The 20,065-nt window shown below is 60.7% G+C and carries 16 protein-coding genes; 4 read left to right on the top strand and 12 right to left on the bottom strand.

Features of this window, described 5'->3' with window-relative positions; genetic code table 11:
* Positions 1-186: 186 nt before the first annotated feature.
* From BLS08_RS03710 to BLS08_RS03675, 8 genes are read right to left on the bottom strand one after another with little or no spacing between them, the layout of a single operon-like run.
* Entirely contained in the window at positions 187-1,758 is a 1,572-nt protein-coding gene (locus BLS08_RS03710) for an SPOR domain-containing protein (RefSeq protein ID WP_017678546.1), read from the bottom strand.
* Between the two features lie 10 nt (positions 1,759-1,768).
* On the bottom strand, positions 1,769-2,872 hold the full coding sequence (gene aroB / locus BLS08_RS03705) for a 3-dehydroquinate synthase (RefSeq protein WP_017678545.1): 1,104 nt from the start codon (positions 2,870-2,872) through the stop codon (positions 1,769-1,771).
* A 51-nt stretch (positions 2,873-2,923) separates the two neighbouring features.
* On the bottom strand, positions 2,924-3,442 hold the full coding sequence (gene aroK / locus BLS08_RS03700; protein WP_026088727.1) for a shikimate kinase AroK: 519 nt from the start codon (positions 3,440-3,442) through the stop codon (positions 2,924-2,926).
* A 5-nt stretch (positions 3,443-3,447) separates the two neighbouring features.
* Positions 3,448-5,565, bottom strand: coding sequence for a type IV pilus secretin PilQ (gene pilQ, locus BLS08_RS03695; protein ID WP_017678543.1), 2,118 nt, complete (start codon positions 5,563-5,565; stop codon positions 3,448-3,450).
* A gap of 55 nt (positions 5,566-5,620) precedes the next feature.
* Positions 5,621-6,145: a type 4a pilus biogenesis lipoprotein PilP gene (gene pilP, locus BLS08_RS03690; protein ID WP_017678542.1), complete on the bottom strand. Its 525-nt coding sequence runs from the start codon at positions 6,143-6,145 to the stop codon at positions 5,621-5,623.
* Complete coding sequence (gene pilO, locus BLS08_RS03685; RefSeq protein ID WP_017678541.1) at positions 6,142-6,765, bottom strand: type 4a pilus biogenesis protein PilO; 624 nt, start codon at positions 6,763-6,765, stop codon at positions 6,142-6,144. Before pilO ends, pilP begins: the two co-directional genes overlap by 4 nt.
* Complete coding sequence (gene pilN / locus BLS08_RS03680; RefSeq protein ID WP_017678540.1) at positions 6,762-7,334, bottom strand: type 4a pilus biogenesis protein PilN; 573 nt, start codon at positions 7,332-7,334, stop codon at positions 6,762-6,764. The genes pilO and pilN overlap by 4 nt, the downstream gene beginning before the upstream one ends.
* Positions 7,334-8,398, bottom strand: coding sequence for a pilus assembly protein PilM (locus BLS08_RS03675; RefSeq protein ID WP_017678539.1), 1,065 nt, complete (start codon positions 8,396-8,398; stop codon positions 7,334-7,336). The genes pilN and BLS08_RS03675 overlap by 1 nt, the downstream gene beginning before the upstream one ends.
* Before the next feature lie 181 nt (positions 8,399-8,579).
* On the opposite strand from BLS08_RS03675, the gene BLS08_RS03670 reads away from it, so the two are divergent.
* Positions 8,580-10,991 carry a penicillin-binding protein 1A gene (locus tag BLS08_RS03670; RefSeq protein ID WP_017678538.1) on the top strand — a complete coding sequence of 804 codons (2,412 nt, stop codon included), beginning with the start codon at positions 8,580-8,582 and terminating at the stop codon, positions 10,989-10,991.
* Positions 10,992-11,081: 90 nt separating this feature from the next.
* Here BLS08_RS03670 and BLS08_RS03665 read toward each other — a convergent pair whose 3' ends face one another.
* From BLS08_RS03665 to rpmE, 4 genes are all read right to left on the bottom strand, one after another.
* Positions 11,082-12,350: a malic enzyme-like NAD(P)-binding protein gene (locus BLS08_RS03665; protein WP_017678537.1), complete on the bottom strand. Its 1,269-nt coding sequence runs from the start codon at positions 12,348-12,350 to the stop codon at positions 11,082-11,084.
* A 104-nt stretch (positions 12,351-12,454) separates the two neighbouring features.
* Positions 12,455-13,891: a M48 family metalloprotease gene (locus tag BLS08_RS03660; protein WP_017678536.1), complete on the bottom strand. Its 1,437-nt coding sequence runs from the start codon at positions 13,889-13,891 to the stop codon at positions 12,455-12,457.
* Positions 13,888-14,688, bottom strand: a complete 801-nt coding sequence (locus BLS08_RS03655; protein WP_055984360.1) for a thermonuclease family protein — start codon at positions 14,686-14,688, stop codon at positions 13,888-13,890. The genes BLS08_RS03660 and BLS08_RS03655 overlap by 4 nt, the downstream gene beginning before the upstream one ends.
* A gap of 26 nt (positions 14,689-14,714) precedes the next feature.
* Positions 14,715-14,927 (bottom strand): 50S ribosomal protein L31, encoded by a 213-nt coding sequence (gene rpmE, locus BLS08_RS03650; protein ID WP_003459015.1) that lies wholly within the window; start codon positions 14,925-14,927, stop codon positions 14,715-14,717.
* A gap of 158 nt (positions 14,928-15,085) precedes the next feature.
* On the opposite strand from rpmE, the gene BLS08_RS03645 reads away from it, so the two are divergent.
* From BLS08_RS03645 to BLS08_RS03635, 3 genes are all read left to right on the top strand, one after another.
* On the top strand, positions 15,086-17,305 hold the full coding sequence (locus BLS08_RS03645; RefSeq protein WP_017678534.1) for a primosomal protein N': 2,220 nt from the start codon (positions 15,086-15,088) through the stop codon (positions 17,303-17,305).
* A 243-nt stretch (positions 17,306-17,548) separates the two neighbouring features.
* A complete protein-coding gene (gene argS, locus BLS08_RS03640) occupies positions 17,549-19,288 on the top strand; it encodes an arginine--tRNA ligase (protein WP_055984364.1) in 1,740 nt (579 codons plus the stop codon).
* Positions 19,289-19,963 (top strand): SPOR domain-containing protein, encoded by a 675-nt coding sequence (locus BLS08_RS03635; protein WP_055984367.1) that lies wholly within the window; start codon positions 19,289-19,291, stop codon positions 19,961-19,963.
* The last annotated feature ends 102 nt before the right edge of the window (positions 19,964-20,065 follow it).

Genomic DNA, 20,065 nt, shown 5'->3' with positions numbered 1-20,065 from the left:
CAATTACTTAAACCCGAAAAGCGGGCACGGGCCAGCTTTGCATAGGCAAAAGGGAGGTCATTGTACATATCCACCCATGGCGTCACAAATTTTCGTGACGAGGGGGTGAAAGTTTATGTCGCAAAAACGAAGGATAAGACCGCAAGGTCGTGCTAACGACTAAGCGGTCATCTTGGGACAGAGCGTCTAACGGCTCATTTCCTGCTGGATACTGCCCAGCGTACGAGGCCAGGGCTTACCGGCCTGCAGCTTGGCCGGCAGCGTTTTCACGGCCGCCTGAGCGGCATCGCGACTGGAGAAGCTACCATAGGTCAGCACGTACAGCGGCTGCCCCTGGTGGACCTTCTTGAAGTAACGGTATTCGCTGCCACCCTCACGCACCAACGCCTGAATATTAGCCTCCGAACGCGACCCGACCACCTGCAAGGCATAGCGGGACGCGGGCTGCTGCGCGTACCAGTTGGTCGCCGCCCCACCTGAGGCCACAGCCGGAGCCGGCGCGGGAGCAGGAGTCGCTGGCTTCGGCGTAACAGGCTCAGGCTGCTTGGCAGGTGCAGGTGCAGGTGCAGGTGCAGGTGCAGGTGCAGGTGCAGGTGCAGGTGCAGGTGCAGGTGCAGGTGCAGCAGTGATTGGAGCCGAAGGCGGAGTGACTGTCGAGGGCTCAGGCGACGCTGGCGGCTCAAAGTTATCCAGTTCTTCACCCGCCGCCTCAGCCAGAGGCTGGCGAATAACGGCTTGCGATTCTCCCACAAGCGGCAATGGCAGCGGCTGACTGGCGCCTGCGAATTCAATGGCTGGCGCGCGACTTTCCGCAGCAGGCGCTTGCGCCGGCTCTTCAGCTTCTACAGGCGGCGCGGAGGACTGCAAAGGTAGCGACGTGTTGCTAGCCACCGGCGCCGGCGGGGCGGACTCGCGCCCCTGCATGAACCAGGCAGCGGCAACACCCACCAACACCACGGCCAGCGCCAACAGATGCTTCTTCGGCAGAGCAAAACCACCGCCCGCACCACGCCCGGCCGAGCGCTGCGCGAGCATCTGCTCAACCAGCAGTTCACGCGCCTCCTGATTGATTGCCCCAGGCCAACCCTGAGAACGGAGATGAATGTCCTCGATCTGCTCTTCGGTCAACAGATCGATACTCTGACCGGCCCCATCGAGCCGCTGCGCCAAATAGTCTCGCGTCTCTTCTTCGGCGTACGGCTGAAGCTCAATCGCGTGATAACACTCCTCGCCACCTGCCAGCGCCTCCAAGCGCGCCAACAGATCCTGCTCGGCAAACAGAAAGATGTGCGGGCGCCCCTCGGCATTACCTGCAGCAAGCGCCAAAACGCCTTTCAATGCCGCGTCATCCAGTTGATCAGCGTCGTCGACCAACAGATAGACCTCCTGCCCGGTCAACGCCAACTGCCCTACCTGCGCCAGAATCGAACGCACATCGGCCTGAGCAATGGACAACCCCTGAGCGACCTGGCGCAGAAGCGCCTCGCTACCGGTGACACCCTGCGCGACGACAATGCTCTGCACCGCCTGCTTGTTGGTACTGGCCACCAATGCCTGACGTAGCAGCGTCTTACCACTACCTTCGGGACCAACCACTGCGAGCAACAGCTGGCTGTAACGTGCAAGGTGATGCAATTGCCCCAGCACTGGCTTGCGCTGCGCCGGGAAGAACTTGAAGCCAGGTACGCGTGGCGCAAAGGGGTCGTGACTGAACTGGTAATGCGCCAGGAAAGCTTCGTCAGCATGCAAACTGGTCATGGATCACTCTTCAAGAGTTGGACGACAGAGCCAGCGCTACGTAATCGCTACGCAGCGTGGCGTCGAGAATTTCACGCGGGTAGTCGGCAGTCACTACAGCCTCACCCAATCGTTTGAGCAACACGAGACGCAGCTGACCATCGAGCACCTTCTTGTCCACTGCCATATGCTCGAGGAACTGCGCAGGCGTCATGTCCTGCGGCGGCACCACCGGCAGCCCGGCAGCCTGCAACAGACGTACACCTCGGTCTCGATCCGCCGCCGACAGCCAGCCCAGGCGATAGGACATTTCCAGCGCCATCACCGTTCCAGCGGCAACGGCCTCGCCGTGCAGCCACACGCCATACCCCTGCTCGGTCTCGATGGCATGCCCAAAGGTGTGGCCGAGATTGAGAGTGGCACGCACTCCCGACTCACGCTCGTCCGCAGCGACGACACGCGCCTTGGCCGCACAGGATCGCTCGATAGCTTCGGTAAGCGCCTGCTGATCAAGCGCACGCAAGGCCGGCATATTCTGCTCCAGCCATACCAGGAAGGGCTCATCGCAGATCAGGCCATACTTGATGACCTCGGCAAGGCCAGCCGACAATTCGCGAACGGGCAAAGTGTTCAGACTGCTTGTATCGATCAGAACGGCCTTGGGCTGATAGAAGGCACCCACCATGTTCTTGCCCAGTGGATGATTGATGCCAGTCTTGCCGCCCACCGACGAATCGACTTGCGAAAGCAGGGTCGTCGGGACCTGGATGAAATCGACACCTCGCTGATAACAGGCCGCAGCAAAACCCGCCATATCACCGATCACACCGCCACCAAGTGCCACGACAGTGGTGCGGCGATCATGTCGAGCGCTCAGCAGACCATCGAAGATCAGTTGCAAGGTTTCCCAGTTCTTGAACGCCTCACCATCGGGCAGCACCACGGTGGTGACGCTGTAGCCCTCGAGCACCTGCAGCAGTGTTTGCAGATACAGCGGCGCGACGGTGTCATTGGTCACGATCGCCACCTGCCGACCAGCTATGTGCTGCGCGAGCAGCTCAGGGCGGGACAGCAGCCCCTGACCGATATAAATGGGATAGCTGCGTTCAGCGAGATCGACGTAAAGAGTCTGCATGAGGCCCCCAGGATAAAAAGGCCACTAGGATAGCGCAGTTCGCCCCGCGCTTTAACGGGGCGACAAGGCTTCCAGACGCGACAGAATTTCCTGAACCACCATACGCGGCGGACGCTCGTCCGTCTCGATGATGATATCGGCGACCTCTCGATACAAAGGATCACGCATGGCCATCAGATCCCTGAGCACCTGAGCCGGATTGGCCGTGCGCAACAACGGACGATTACGGTCACGCGACGTGCGGTCGATCTGCTGCTCCACCGAAGTGTGCAAGTAGACGACTCGGCCACCAGCATGCAGCGCCTGGCGATTCTCCGGACGCATAACCGCACCGCCACCAGTGGCCAGCACAAGGCCGTCCTGCATCGAGAGCTCGGCGATCACCGCCCGCTCGCGCTCACGAAAGCCCTGCTCACCCTCGACATCGAAAATCCAGGGTATATCGGCACCGGTGCGCTGCTCGATCTCCTTGTCGGAGTCCTTGAAAGACAAACGCAGTTCTTTGGCAAGCAAACGCCCGATGGTGCTCTTTCCAGCTCCCATCGGGCCCACGAGGATTACATTCCGCACTTAGGTCATCGGTTCACAGCAATGGCTTGGTTGTTCATGATGCGCGGAGTGATGAAAACCAGCAACTCGGCTTTGTTGTCCCGAATGATATCTCGACGGAACACACGCCCCAAGAACGGCAGATCACCCAAAAATGGTACTTTCTCGACGGCACTCGTCTGGGTATTGGAGAACACGCCCCCGATGACGATGGTTTCACCATCATTGACCAACACCTTGGCGTTGACCTCGTTCTTGTTGAGCGGAGGGACACCGTTGACCAGATTTGCGAAATCAGGAGCATCTTTCGTGACCTTGACCTCCATGATGATGCGATTATCCGGAGTGATCTGCGGAGTGACTTCCAGAGCCAACGCAGCCTCTTTGAATGACGTAGTGGTCGCGCCACTCGAACTGGCCTCCTGATAAGGAACCTCCTGCCCTTTCAAGATCTTTGCCGTTTCCTTGTCAGAGGTAACCACTTTCGGCTGCGATACGATCTCGCCGTTGCCGGTTTTCTCCATGGCAGACAGCTGAAGATCAAGAACGATATTGCTGCCCAAATAACCTATAGCGATACCAGATGTGCTGTTCTGCACGCCCATGTCAACGAAGGGCAAGTTGGCAAGGCCATCGTCCACCGTGGTATTACCAATCGTGTCGGTACCCAAAAACTTACGCTGCCCAGTGTCTTCATCGAAAATCTGCGCGCCATCTTTGCCACTGACATCCCATCGGCCATTACGCACCGATCCCCCCCAGCGCACGCCAAGAGCCTTGTCATAATCGACGTTGGCCTCAACGATACGCGCCTCGATCATGACCTGCCTGACCGGGATATCGAGTTGAGCAACGATGCGACGCAACTCGTCCAGTCGCTCCTGAGTCTGGTACGCGATAATGCTGTTGGTACGATCATCGACGGTGATGGAGCCACGGCTATCAGGTGTACCGTCGGCACTGGTGACCGACTGAAAGAGCTTGGCCATATCGGTGGCCTTGGCGTAGTTCACTTGGATCAGCTCGCGACGAAGAGGAGCCAGCTCGGCAATCTGCTTCTGCGACTCGAGCTCCTGCCGCTCACGAGCAGCTATCTCGTCTGCCGGAGCCACCAGCAAGACGTTACCAATCTGGCGCTTATCCAGGCCTTTGGTCTTCAACACAAGGTCCAGCGCCTGATCCCAAGGCACATTCTGCAGACGCAGGGTGATGTTGCCAGCGACAGTGTCACTCGCCACCAGATTCAGATCGGTAAAATCGGCGATCAACTGCAGGACAGAACGCACATCGATGTCCTGAAAATTGAGCGATAGTTTCTCACCGGTATAGGCGAATCGCTCAGCATTACGACGCTCGACATCGTCCTGGCTAAGCGGCTTTACACTCAGAGTCAGCTTGTTCTCGGTCTGGTAAGCCAGGTAATCGTATAAACCAACTGGTTCGATCACGATACTGGTTTTTTCTGCGCTACCCGTGGCACTAACGAACTGTACCGGCGTCGCAAAATCCTTCACATCCAGGCGCACACGCAGGGATTCAGGCAGCTCAGTTTTGGCAAAGTCCAGACGAATCTTCCCGCCCTGCTCTTGGATATCAGGGCTCACCGATGCATCGGAAAGGGTAATGACAATATTACCCTCGCCCTGCTCGCCACGTTGGAAGTCGATATTGCTGATTGCTTTCGCCTGCGGCCCATAGGTTTTCTTGGGCGGAACAGCCGCTACCGAAACAGGCGCCGAGGCAGAGGGCCGCGACGCGACGGCAGAAGAATCACCAACCAGAACATACAGATCATTACCCTCAACTCGGGTGCTGTATGGCGCCAGACTGGTGAGATTGACGATCAGGCGGGTACGGTCCTTGGCCTCGACAATGGTAACGCTACGCGCATTGCCGACGCCCAGTTCACGATTCTTGGAGCCGAGCTTGTTCGACACTCCCGGCAGATCCAGAGCGATACGCGCAGGCTGCTCGATGGTATAGCCGCGAGGAGCCGTCACCGGCTCATCGAAGGAAAGCTTCAGCTCAACTCGATCACCAGGCAAACTGGCGACATTCAAATCCTGAAGATTGGCCGCCAATACCGCGGGCGACAGCAGCGCCGCCAGCAGAGCGACGCTAAGACGCGAAAGAGAGCTGTTCATTTTCGTATCCCGTGTGGCAGACAGATTATTTATATTCATTTCTCACCCCGCCCCGTCAGGAGCGCTCCTTCAAGGAAAGGCTGCGTGGTCGCTCAAGCCAGCCACCTTCGCCATCTGGGACAATTTCCATAACATCTATCTTGGAGTCATCGATCACGAGAATCTTGCCGTGGTTACGCCCAAGAAAGTCGCCTACTTTTACACGATGAACACCACCCGCACCGTTAACCAGAGCGAATAACTGGTGATCGTTTCTCAACGTGCCAACCATCTCGAATGTTTCGATGTTGAACCCTTCGAGGAATTGCTTGACACGACTTTCATCAGGCTTGATCTCTGGCGCCCCTTTTTGTCGGGTGACGACATCGATTTTAACCGGGGGCTGAAACGGGCTACGTAAAGACGCAGCACGATAGGTGAAGCTTTCATATGGCTGAAAAGTCGGCAGCGGCTCAATAGCGCCTTTAGGCTTTGCGCGCACTTCATCCATATAGATACGCAAATCGGAAAAATCACCACCGACGCCGCACCCGGCCAGAAGAGAAAACCCCGCCACCAGAACCAAACGAGAGAAACTCATTGTTGAGCCCCCTTATCATTGTAGCGATAGGTCTTGGCCATGATCTGCATGTTCAGGCGACTGGAGCTTTCAGCACTGACGGGTGCCAACTGGAAGTCATGCAAGGTGACGATACGCGGCAGGCTGGCAACACCACTGACGAAGGTCGCAAGGTCGTGATAACCGCCGGTAACTTTGATCTGGATCGGCAATTCGATATAGAACTGCTGAGCCACTTCCGGCAACAGCTTGATCTCTTCAAACTCCAAGCCACTACCCAAACCGGTACGGGTAATATCTTCCAGCAAACCCGGAACTTCGGTATCGCTTGGCAACTGACGCAAAAGAGCGCCAAAGGATACTTCCATCTCCTGCATCTGCTCCTTGTAGGCCTCAAGGTTCGCCGCCTGAAAAGCTTTGCTGGAGAACTGCTCCTTCAGCGTCACCTCTTCTCGCTGACGCTGCTCGAGCATGCTTTGCAGATCCTTGAGGTGAAAGTTGTAGCCCAACGCCAGAACGATAATAAGCAGTAGCAGGGCCGCAATGAATTTGACCGCACTAGGCCAAGACCCAACATTGTTCAAATCAAGATCATTGATATCAATGCTGCGCAGGCTGTCCAAGGAATCTTTAATACTCATTGCACCGCCTCCGCTTTTTCTTGATCAGGCTGTGTCTGCTGCACCGTCAACTGAAACACATTCGCCTGATCCAAAGCCCCCGCAGTAACGGCTTTGACTTCAGTCAGATTGGGAGCGGTTAACCACTCAGAACCATCCAAGTTACGCATCAGATTCGAGACGCGATTATTCGATTCAGCCGCACCAATAATGGCAATGCTCTTACCCGCCATTTTCACATTGGTGAAATACACACCGTCCGGCAGCGTTCTCACCAACTGGTCGAACACACGACCGATAATTGGCCGGTTACCCTGCAAGTCTTGAATGATCTTCATGCGTTCCAACAATTGCTGGCGACGCGTTCTCAACTCACTGATTTCCTTGATACGCGCATCGAGAACTGCGATCTCCTTCTTGATGAAGTCATTTCGCGCATTCTGGTTACTGATTGCCGCACTGAGAAATTGATCACCCAGAAACACCAAACCAGCTGCCACAACGAGGACACCGACAAGGCTTACCAGAAACCGCTGCTTGCGCTCCTCGCGCAGCTGTTCACGCCAGGGAAGTAGGTTAATCCGCGCCATCAGTCGAAACTCCTCATCGCCAGACCACAGGCAATCATCAGTGCCGGCGCATCACTGGCCAGCGCACCGGCGTTGACCTTGCTGCTCAGCGCCATATCGGCAAAGGGATTGGCCACTAGCGTCTGCGTACCGATCTTCTGCTGGATCAGCCGATCGAGATCAGGAATGGACGCGGTACCGCCGGCCAGGAGGATGTAGTCGACATCATTGAATTGCCCGGCGGCGAAGAAGAACTGCAGCGAACGCGAAACCTGCTGAACGACAGCTTCTTTGAACGGTTGCAAAACCTCACTGTCGTAGTCATCTGGAAGACCACCTTGCTTCTTGGCAAGACCAGCTTCCTCGACCGACAGGCCGTAGCGGCGCTGGATTTCCTCGGTCAGTTGCTTGCCGCCGAAAAGCTGCTCGCGGGTGTAGATGGTGCGGCCATTGTGCAGAACACTGAGCGTGGTCATCGTCGCGCCAATATCCACCACCGCGACGGTCAACTCATCGTGACCACCACCCAGCTGCGCCTCCAGCAGGCCGTAAGCGCGTTCGAGGGCATAGGCCTCGACATCGACCACTTTCGCGGTAAGTCCTGCGAGCGCGAGGGCTGCCTCGCGGACTTCCACGTTCTCCTTGCGGCATGCAGCCAGCAGCACCTCTACCCGCTCGGGGTTACGCGGCGCCGGCCCCTGCACTTCGAAATCGATGGCGACTTCTTCCAGAGGGTAAGGAATGTATTGATCGGCCTCGATCTTCAGCTGGTTTTCCAAGTCGTCCTCGGAAAGACCCGCTTCCATTTCGATGGTCTTGGTGATGACAGCCGAACCCGCCACAGCAACCGCGGCCGTCTTGACGCCGCTCTTGGCCTTGGCCAATACGCGAGAGAGCGCCTGACCGACCCCCTCCAGCTCGGCGATGTTCTTCTCTACCACTGCGTTAGGCGGAAGCGGCTCGACTGAATAAGCCTCTACCTTGTAGCGGCTTCCCGAGCGACTCAGTTCGAGGAGCTTGACCGAAGTCGAGCTGATATCGATCCCCAGCAGCGTATTCGCTTTCTTAGTGAAGAGCCCTAGCACGACCGTTTTCCTATTGGCATCCGCGACTTACGGACTATTTATGTTTTTCCACATTAAATATCAGTCTTGACAGAAGCGCAAATGGCTCCCCGGGAAAAAAAACGCTTATAATGTGATCAGCTTTTCCCTTTTAGCCTCGGCTCCTGCTTAACTCATTCTTTTACTTGGAATTCCGAACATTTTGATACGCCTGCTGAAGTTCATCTGGTGGTCTTGCGTTGCCGTTTTTTGTGGGCTGTTGCTCAGTTTCAGCGGCGCGTTTCTTTATCTTAGCCCGACCCTTCCTTCCGTCGAGTCGCTGCGCCAGGTACAGCTGCAGATTCCTCTGCGCGTCTACAGCAGCGACGCCAAGCTGATCGCCGAGTTCGGCGAGATGCGCCGCTCGCCCATTCGCTTCGACGAAATCCCCAAGGAATTCATCAGCGCTTTGCTGGCTGCCGAAGACGATAATTTCGCCAATCATTATGGCGTCGATGTGACCAGCCTGATGCGCGCTGCCACGCAATTATTGAAAAGTGGCCAGATTCAGAGCGGTGGCAGCACCATCACCATGCAGGTAGCGAAGAACTTCTTCCTCACCAGCGAGCGCAGTTTCTCGCGCAAGGCCACCGAAATTCTTCTGGCCTTGCAGATTGAGCGCGAGCTGAGCAAGGACGAGATTCTCGAGCTCTACGTCAACAAGATCTACCTCGGCCACCGCGCCTACGGCATCGAAGCTGCCGCACAGGTGTACTACGGCAAATCGATCCGTGACCTGAACCTGGCACAGATGGCCATGATCGCCGGCCTACCGAAAGCTCCCTCGCGCTACAACCCGCTGGTCAACCCGACCCGCGCCAAAGAGCGCCGCGACTGGATTCTCGGCCGCCTGTATCGCCTGGGCCGTATCGATCAGGCTAGCTACGAGGAAGCGCTTGCCGAGGTAGTCGATGCGCGTTATCACGTTCCCACACCAGAATTGAGCGCTCCTTATATAGCCGAGATGGCACGTGCGGAAATGGTCGGACGCTATGGCAGCGAGGCTTATACCGAGGGCTTCAATGTCACCACCACCGTGCCTAGTCATTTGCAGGAAGTGGCCAACACCGCCCTGCGTGACGGACTGATCGCCTATGACCAGCGCCACGGCTATCGCGGCCCTGAGAGTCGCCTGCCGGGCATGACCCGCGAAACCTGGCTGACCGAACTGGCCAAGTTCCGCAGCATCGGTGGCCTGGAGCCAGCAGTGGTTAGCCAGGTAGAGAAAAGCGGCATTCTGGTACTGACCCGTAACGGCGAAGAACAAGCGGTGTCGTGGGACAGCATGAAATGGGCACGTCCTTTCCTCAACACCAACAGCCTCGGACCGCGGCCGCAGCAGCCCGGCGATGTCACCCAGGTCGGCGATATCGTTCGCGTGCAGCGCCAGGAGGATGGCAGCCTGCGTTTCACCCAAGTCCCCGCTGCGCAGAGCGCGTTGGTCTCCCTCGACCCATACAGCGGCGCCATTCAGTCACTGGTCGGTGGGTTCTCATTCGATCAGAGCAACTACAACCGTGCCGTGCAGGCCAAGCGCCAGCCGGGCTCGAGCTTCAAGCCCTTCATCTATAGCGCGGCTCTCGATAGCGGCTACACCGCAGCGACGCTGGTCAACGATGCGCCGATCATCCTCTCCGACGACTACCTGTCGCAGAAGTGGCGCCCGAAGAACGACAACAACACCTTCCTCGGCCCGATTCGCATGCGTGAAGCGTTGTACAAGTCGCGCAACCTGGTTTCCATCCGCCTGCTGCAGGACATGGGCATCGACCGTAGCTTGCGCTATATCGAGCGCTTCGGCTTCGCCCCGCAGGATCTGCCGCGTAACCTGTCACTGGCACTCGGCACTGCCAGCCTGACCCCCATGGAAATCGCTGAGGGCTGGGCCGCCTTCGCCAATGGCGGTTACAAGATCGAGCCGTACCTGATCGAACGCATTGATGACCGCAACGGCAAGCCGCTGTTCCGCGCCAATCCGGCCCGCGTGCCAGGCAGCGCACCGACCGAGGAGAATGCCAACCTGACGGTTAACGCGGCCGACGATCTGCCCCTGGAAGAACCCAAGGTAGCCGAACAGATCATCGACGAGCGCACCGCCTACATCATGACCAGCATGCTGCAGGACGTGATCAAGCGCGGTACCGGCCGACGTGCTCTCGCCCTTGGCCGCAATGACCTGGCCGGCAAGACCGGCACCACCAACGAGTCCAAGGACAGCTGGTTCTCTGGCTACAACGCCGATTACGTAACCACCGTCTGGGCCGGCTTCGACCAGCCGGAGAGCCTGGGCCGCCATGAGTACGGCGGCACTGTCGCGCTGCCGATCTGGATGAACTACATGGGCGCAGTACTCAAGGATCGCCCCAACCATCTGCCCAAGGAACCCAAGGGGCTACTGACGCTGCGCGTCGACCCGATCAGTGGCCGCGCTGCCGCACCCGGCACACCGGACGCCTATTTCGAACTGTTCAAGAGTGAAGACTCGCCCCCTCCGATGAGTGAGTTCGAACCTGGCATGGGTGTTCCTGGCAGCCCGCTACCGGCCGACGAGATGGCGCCGATCGACTTGTTCTAGGATAAGGCTCAGGCGACAGCAAGCGTCGCCTTGAGCCGAATCACAGACAATAAAAAACCCGCCGAAGCGGGTTTTTTATTGCTCGGCCGATCAGCCGTTGAACACTTCATCCACCGATTTCAGCGGATAGTGCTTCGGATAGGGCAGGGTCGCCACACCGGATTCGATGGCAGCCTTGGCCACGGCATCGCAAACCACGGTGATCAGACGCTGGTCCATCGGCTTCGGAATGATGTACTCGCGACCGAACGACAGTTCGATACCGCCGTAGGCGTCGCAGACTTCCTGCGGTACCGGCAACTTGGCCAGGTCACGCAGCGCCAGGGCGGCGGCGATCTTCATTTCTTCGTTGATGCGAGTAGCGCGCACGTCCAGAGCACCGCGGAAGATGAAGGGGAAACCCAGTACGTTGTTGACCTGGTTCGGGTAGTCGGAACGACCGGTAGCCATGATCACGTCGTTGCGCGTCTCGTGCGCCAGCTCCGGCTTGATTTCCGGGTCCGGGTTGGAGCAGGCGAAGACGATCGGGTTGGCCGCCATGCGCTGGAGATCTTCCGGGCTCAGCAGGTTGGCGCCGGACAGACCGACGAACACATCCGCGCCGTCTAGCGCATCGGACAGAGTGCGACGATCGGTCTCGTGAGCGAACACAGCCTTGTACTGGTTCAGATCATCGCGGCCAGCGTGAATCACGCCCTTGCGATCGATCATGAAGATGTTCTCGACCTTGGCCCCCATGCTCACCAGCAGCTTCATGCAGGAGATGGCGGCAGCACCGGCACCCAGGCAGACGATCTTCGCCTCTTCCAGGGTCTTGCCGGCGATTTCCAGGGCGTTGAGCATGCCGGCAGCGGTGACGATCGCAGTGCCGTGCTGGTCATCGTGGAATACCGGAATGTCGCACTGCTCGATCAGCGCGCGCTCGATCTCGAAGCACTCGGGGGCCTTGATATCTTCCAAGTTGATGCCGCCGAAGGTGATGGAGATGCGCTTGACGGTGTCGATGAAGGCCTGCGGGCTTTCCGAATCGACTTCGATATCGAACACATCGATACCAGCGAAACGCTTGAACAGCACGCCTTTACCTTCCATCACCGGCTTGGAGGCCAGCGGGCCGAGGTTACCCAGGCCGAGGATGGCGGTGCCATCGGAAATAACGGCTACCAGGTTGCCTTTACCGGTGTAACGGTAGGCCAGCTCGGCATCACGAGCGATTTCGCGAACCGGCTCAGCGACACCCGGACTGTAGGCCAGCGACAGGTCGCGGGCAGTAGCAGTGGCTTTGGTCAACTCGACGCTCAGCTTACCGGGGCGGGGCTGGGCGTGATATTCGAGAGCGGCAGTTTTTAGATCTGACATAGTGGCATTTCCGCTTTTGTTGGCTGTTGAACGGGCAGGCGGCCGAGGATACGCAAGTTGTATACACCTGCACAAGACCGTTCGGTCGCGATTGAAGCGCCGCGCTAGCGCAGCGTTTTCAACCACTCGCCAGGCCGCGGCTCACCGCTTGGGTAGAGCCCGTTGAGCAGACGCAACTGCGCCTCGCCATCGACTGGCAGCGGCGAATTCTTGGCCAAAGCGGAGATACTCTGCCCTGCCTTCGCCCTTACCAGGTGCAGGCGCACTGGCTCGGCCAGCTTGCGTTCGGCCGCCTTGAGCGGCCGGTAACTGCGGATAACCTCAAGGAAACGTTGATCCTCGGTTTCCAGCGAGGCACGTCCTTTCACCGCTGCCACGAAAAGGTAAGCGTTGTCGCCGCGATAGATTACCGCCACGCGACGCGCCGACTGCCCCTGCAACACCGCCGTATAGCCCTGCAACGCACCAAGGCGCAGCTCCTCGCCGGCCACCAGACGCTGGTTGCCGACGCGTTGGCGCAGAAATTCGGCGGGCGACAGACGCTTGTCCGCCGTCTCCAGGGTCATGGCGATGAAAGCCTGCTCATCCGGGGTGTGGCCGATCAGCACATCGGGGCGATTGACCAGTTGCCAGCCCTGCGGGTAGGTCAGGGTGAAGTCCAGCTCGCCGTGATAGAAATTGCGCCCACGGCGAATACCGCTGGCGGCCGAATCGCCGAACACCAGGCCGTCGAGCATCTGCAGGAAATTGTCGCGGCCCACTTCCTGATTGCCGCCCACCAGCGCACGCGCAGGACCGATCACCTCCTGCAGACGACGATCATTGTCCGGGTGGGTGTCGAACAAGCCGTGGTAGCCACCCGCCGCGGGCGCTTCGCCGCGCTTGGCTGCCTGCTCGCGGGCGAAATCTTCCTGCGCCTTGAGCACCTTGACCACTTCGATCATCGCCTGCGGATCGTAGCCACCACGCGCCAGGTATTGCGCGCCCAGACCATCGGCCTCCAACTCCATGTCGCGCCCGTAGCCGCGCACGAACGCATTACCCATGGCGCTGGTCAGATCCCCCACTGCGCCGACACCAGTACCGATAGCCGCAGCCTGCCCGAGCAAGCCCCAGGCCGTGGACTGACTTTGCTGGCGCACACTATGGCGGGCCGTGACGTGACCCACTTCGTGACCCAGTACAGCAGCCAGCTCCGCCTCGGAATTCAGATAAGCGAGCAGGCCACGATGGATATAGATGTAGCCCCCCGGCAAGGCGAAGGCGTTGACGTCCGGGCTGTCCACCAGGGTGAAAACGTAGTTGAGCTGATTGCGATGGCTGCTGCGTGCTACCCGCTCGCCGACGCGCTGAATATAAGCCTGCAGTTTGGCGTCCTCATAGCGCGGGTATTGCTTGAGGATTTCCTGGTTGTAGCGCGCCCCGAGCTCCAGCTCCTGGCGCTCACTCATCATCACGAAGTCGTTGCGACCCGTGGCAGGATTGACCGCGCAACCTGCCAGCCAGCTGCAGATCAGGCACAACATCAATGCACGCATCATGGCAACACCTCCAGCATCGCCGAATGAGTAAGCGGCAGCATCCAGCGCGCCTGCCCGGACTTCAAGCCACCGCGACTCTGGCGATCGATGACCCAGCCCCGCGCCTCCACCCGTTGCCCTTCGAGCCGCTGCAACGCGCGCACGTCGAACTCGCCGAGCAGCTCAGGCGCCACGCGCAATACCCGACCACCATCGAGATCGATCCAGAGGCCACCGCGATTGCGTTGCACGCCTGCAACCCGCCCGCTGAGCAAGGCGAAGCCGCCACTCTTTAGTTGGCCAGCCGTCTTCACTTGCTCGGTGCGCCACACACCCAGACGTTGACGCCGAGCCTGGCGCTCGGCCTGTGCCTGACAACTCACGAGTACGCTATTGGGCGCCACGGCGACCATGAACCCAAGGCCTTCACCTAGCAACTGCGCTTCCAGATTACGCCCCTGACGGTCGTAAAGGTGGGCCAGGGTACGACCGTAACGGTCCTTGCGCTGCTCGCCGTAGAGCAGGCCGACACGCCCATCACTGGCATCGACCAGTGCCTGCAGGCGACGTTTGGACTGCACGGCGAAGGGCTCGTCACTGCGTCCCTTGCGCCCCAGCTCAGGTGCGTTGATGCCGATCAGGCGAATGCTGCGCCCATCGGCCAGGCGCACGGTGTCGCCATCGACCACCTGGCGCACCGCAACCTGAACCAGATCTGCGCGTAACGGACAGAAGGCCTGAGCCAGATCGACACAAAGCAGAGAAACGAAAAAGGCGCCCACCAGGGACGCCTTTTTCAGTATCACGGAGTGGCGCATGCCAGATTCCGTTTTCGTTCGGTCGCTTACTTGGCGCCGAATACGCCGAAGCGCTGCTTGAAGCGATCGATACGGCCGCCGGTGTCCAGCACTTTCTGCTTACCGGTGTAGAACGGGTGGCACTCGGAGCAAACGTCGAGGCTCAGGTTCTTGCCCAGGGTGGAGCGGGTCTTGATCACGTTACCGCAGGAGCAGGTAGCGTCGATTTCGACGTAGTTCGGATGGATATCGGCTTTCATCGTGCTTTCCTCGGGGTAGTCGTGCCGCCACCCGACCAATGTCAGGCACCGCACAGAAATAGGCCGCGCATCTTACCAGAGACGCAGACCGATGCAAGCCACGCAAGGCGCCGGTCGTCGCGTGTTAAGATCGCCGGCCTGTCAATGGAGCTTCTGGCTTGCCCAACCTGATCCTGCGCCTCGCCCTGCCCTCGCCGCTGCGCCGCCTGTTCGACTACCTCGCCCCCGCCGGCGTGTCGCGCAGCGCCTTGCAGCCAGGCGCACGCCTGCGCGTGCCCTTCGGCCGGCGCGAGATGATCGGCGTGCTGGTGGAAGTCGACAGCCAGAGCGACGTCCCGACGGACAAGCTCAAGCCCGCCCTGGAATTGCTCGACGCCCGCCCACCGCTGCCGGCGTCGCTGTTCAAGCTGTGCCTGTGGACGGCGCAGTACTACCAGCACAGCCTCGGCGACACCCTGAGCTGGGCCTTGCCCGTGTTGCTGCGCCAGGGCGAGCCCGCCGAAACCCGCCAGGAGCGTTACTGGCTGGCCAACAAAGGCGCCAGCGTCGACGACCCACGCCTGGCCCGCGCACCACGCCAGCGCGACGCCCTCAAGGCACTGGCGCAACACCCGCACGGCGTGGCCCACAGCCTGCTCAGCCAGCTGCAACTCAACCGCGACAGCCTGCAATTGCTGCATGAGAAGGGGCTGGTACGGGTCGAGGTGCGCCGCACCCAGCCGCATGCCAAGCCGGCGCACTGGCTGGCACAACCGGAATTGCCGCTGAATGCCGAGCAACGCGCCGCGGTGAATGCCGTGGCGTCAGGCTGGGACCAGTTCAACGCCTTTCTACTGGCGGGCGTCACCGGCAGCGGCAAGACCGAGGTCTACCTGCAACTGATCCACCAATGCCTGGAGGCCGGCAAGCAGGCGCTGGTGCTGATCCCCGAGATCAACCTCGGGCCGCAGACCTTCGACCGTTTCGCCCGCCGCTTCAACGCGCGCATCGCTCTGCTGCATTCGGCGGTGAACGACCGCGAGCGCCTCGACGCTTGGTTGGCGGCACGCGATGGCGAGGCCGACATCATCATCGGCACGCGCTCGGCGCTGTTCACGCCAATGAAGAACCCGGGGCTGATCATCGTCGACGAAGAACACGACGCCTCCTATAAACAGCAGGAAGGTCTGCGCTACCACGCCCGCGACCTGGCGCTGGTGCGCGCCCGCCAGGAAGACGTGCCCATCGTCCTCGGCTCGGCCACACCCTCGCTGGAAAGCCTGCACAACGCCTACACCGGCCGCTATGCCCTGCTCAAGCTGACACAGCGCGCCGGCGGCGCCAGCCAGCCGCGCTTTCTGCGCCTGGATGTGAAGAGCCGGCCACTGGACTCGGGCATCTCCGGCCCGATGCAGCAGGCCATCACCCAGACACTCGCCGCCGGCCAGCAGGTGCTGGTGTTTCTCAACCGCCGCGGCTTCGCCCCGACCCTGCTCTGCCACGACTGCGGCTGGCTGTCCGAATGCCCACGCTGCGACGCACGCATGACCGTGCACCAGCGCTACCAGGAACTGCGCTGCCATCACTGCGGCCACGTCGAGAAGCAGCCGAGCAATTGTCCAAAATGCCAACACGTCGACCTGCGCCCGGTCGGCGCCGGCACCGAACGCGCCGAAGAGCGCCTGGCGCTGCTGTTTCCCGACTACCCGGTGCTGCGCGTCGACCGCGACAGCACCTCGCGCAAGGGCGCCATGGATCGCCTGTTCGCCACCATCAACAAGGGCGAGCCGTGCATCCTGGTCGGCACCCAGATGCTCGCCAAAGGTCACCACTTCCCGCGGGTGACGCTGGTGTCGATCCTCGACGCTGACGGCGGCCTGTTCTCCGCCGACTTTCGCGCCAGCGAGCGCATGGCGCAGTTGATCGTGCAGGTTGCCGGTCGCGCTGGCCGCGCCGAGGAACCGGGCAAGGTGATCATCCAGAGCCACCTGGCCGACCATCCGCTGCTGGTGCAACTGACCGAGCAAGGCTACTTCGCCTTCGCCGAACAGGCGCTGAGCGAACGCCGCAGTGCCGGTCTGCCACCATTCTGCCACTTGGCGTTGCTGCGCGCCGAAGCGCACAAGCCTGGCCAGGCCGAGAGTTTTCTCGATGAGGCCTGCAGCGAGGCCGAACATTTGCTGGGCGAACTGGGTCTGACCGGCATCGAACTGCTCGGACCGGTGCCCGCACCGATGGAACGCCGCGCCGGGCGCTTCCGCGCGCAACTGCTGCTGCAGGGCAATGCCCGCGCGCCACTGCACCGGCTGCTCAACCGCTGGTTGCATGCACTGGAACAGATGCCTAGCGGCCGTGCGGTACGCTGGTCGCTGGATGTCGATCCGATCGACCTTTTCTGAACCGCATGCCGGCTTTATGTAGAAACGAGCGGCGCTAGCGAACTCCGGCAGTCCGTAGGGTGGGCCGGGCGGCGTCCCGCTTCAGCCCACCAACAGCGGTTAGCGTTGGTGGGCTGAAGCCCACCCTACCCACTACCCACGGAAACGCGGCACGCTTTTCCTTGCCGCTTGTGGCTTGCAGCTTGCTGCTGCTCTTATAATGCGCAGTTTTCGATCAAAGCCCCAAGGCAACCCGAGCCGAACATGAAAGACAGCATTCGCCACCTGATCCAGCAAGCCCTCGACCGCCTGACCGCCGAAGGCGTGTTGCCTGCGGGCCTGACGCCGGCCATCCAGGTGGAGAACACCAAGGACAAGAGCCACGGCGACTTCGCCAGCAACATCGCCATGATGCTGGCCAAACCCGCCGGCATGAAGCCGCGCGACCTGGCCGAGAAGCTGATCGCTGCCCTGCCAGCCGACGAGCAGATCACCAAGGTGGAAATCGCCGGCCCCGGCTTCCTCAATTTCTTCCAGAACAGCGATGCCCTGGCTCAACGCCTGGAAGCTGCGCTGGCTGACGCCAAGCTCGGCGTACGCAAGAACGGCCCGACGCAACGCGTGGTGGTCGACCTGTCGGCGCCCAATCTGGCCAAGGAAATGCACGTCGGCCACCTGCGCTCGACCATCATCGGCGACGGCGTGGCGCGCGTACTGGAGTTCCTCGGCGACACGGTGATCCGCCAGAATCATGTCGGCGACTGGGGCACCCAGTTCGGCATGCTGCTGGCCTACATGCAGGAAAACCCGGCCGCCGCCGAAAGCGAACTGGCCGACCTGGAAGGTTTCTACCGCACGGCGAAGAAGCGCTTCGACGAATCCCCTGAATTCGCCGACCGCGCCCGTGAGCTGGTGGTCCAGCTGCAGGCCGGCGACGCCGAGTGCCTACGCTTGTGGCACCGTTTCAACGACATCTCCCTGTCGCACTGCCAGGCGCTGTATGACCGTCTCGGCGTCAAGCTCTCCATGGCCGACGTCAGGGGCGAGAGCGCCTACAACGACGACCTGCCGCAGGTGGTCGCCGACCTCGCCGCCAAGGGCCTGCTGACCGAAGACAACGGCGCCCAGTGCGTGTTCATGGACGAGTTCAAGAACGCTGAAGGCAAGCCGCTGCCGCTGATCGTGCAGAAGGCCGGCGGCGGCTATCTGTACGCCACCACCGACCTGGCAGCCACCCGCTACCGAGCCAACGTACTCAAGGCCGACCGCGTGCTGTACTTCGTCGACCAGCGCCAGGCCCTGCACTTCCAGATGGTCTTCGCCTGCGCACGCCTGGCCGGCTTCGTCCCGGCCAGCATGGAAATGGAACACATGGGCTTCGGCACCATGAACGGCCCGGACGGTCGTCCGTTCAAGACCCGCGACGGCGGCACCGTGAAACTGGTGCAGCTGCTCGACGAAGCCGAGCAGCGCGCCTACAGCCTGGTCAAGGACAAGAACCCGGAACTGACCGAGGACGAGCTGCGTCAGATCGCCCGCGTGGTCGGCATCGCCTCGGTGAAGTACGCCGACCTGTCCAAGCACCGCACCAGTGACTACAGCTTCAACTTCGACCTTATGCTGAGTTTCGAGGGCAACACCGCGCCCTACCTGCTGTACGCCTACACCCGCGTCGCCAGCATCTTCCGCAAGCTGGGCAAGGGCGTTGATGAAATCGGCGGGCAGATCACCCTGGTCGCCGATCAGGAACAGGCACTGGCTGGCAAACTGGCGCAGTTCAACGAGCTGCTCGGCAATGTGGCCGACAAGGGCACGCCGCACATGCTGTGCGCTTACCTGTACGACATCGCCGGGCTGTTCTCCAGTTTCTACGAGAACTGCCCGATCCTGACTGCCGAAGACGAAGCCACGCGCAACAGCCGTCTGCGCCTGGCGGCCCTCACTGGCCGTACCCTCAAGCAGGGCCTGGAGCTGCTCGGCCTGGAAACTCTGGAGCGGATGTAAATGGCAGCGCGCAAGAAACCGGCGCCGAAACGCGGCGCCAGTCGCTATCAGGCCCCGGCGAAGAAGCCCGTACCGGGCTGGATCTGGCTGGCCTGCGGCCTGGTGGTCGGTGGTTTCTTCATGTTCCTGTTCAGCCTTGAACCGGGCCGTGACGAGATCAAGCGCGACAAGGGCGAGCAGGTGCGCAGCACCAAACCCGAACCGAAACCGACGCAGCCCGAGCCGGCCAGGCCCAAGTACGACTTCTACACCCTGCTGCCGGAGTCGGAAGTGATCCTGCCGCAGGCACTGGAAGAAACGCCGCCCCCCGTGCCCGAACAGAAACCGGTCACCCCGGAAGAGGCTGCGAAGATCGACACCGCTCGCGCCGAAGCTGCGCTCAACGGCCAGGTGCCGCCGCCTGCGCCGCCGGTACTGGCCAGCGCGCCCGTCACCACGCAGTTCTTCCTCCAGGCCGGCTCGTTCCGCAAGCGTGACGATGCCGACACTGTGCGCGCGCAGATCATCCTGCTCGGCCAGAACGTACGCGTGGAAACTGGCAAGGTGCGCGACGAGACCTGGCACCGGGTTCTGGTCGGCCCCTTCGCCAGTCGCGAGCAACTCGCGGCCGCGCAGAAGACCCTGGCAGCCGGCGGCTTCAGCAACCTGCTGTTACAGCAGCGTCAGGTCCGCTGAGTCGACTGCAAGCTGCGAGCGAATTAGGGGCTAACTGGCAACAATACCGCGTGGAGCAAGCTCTGCTCGCGAAGCTTTTGCACCGGCTCGGCTCGCGAGAAG

Origin of the sequence: Ectopseudomonas chengduensis, from assembly GCF_900102635.1 — a bacterium.
Classification (GTDB): domain Bacteria; phylum Pseudomonadota; class Gammaproteobacteria; order Pseudomonadales; family Pseudomonadaceae; genus Aquipseudomonas; species Aquipseudomonas chengduensis.
This window is presented reverse-complemented; position numbering and strand designations above follow the sequence as displayed.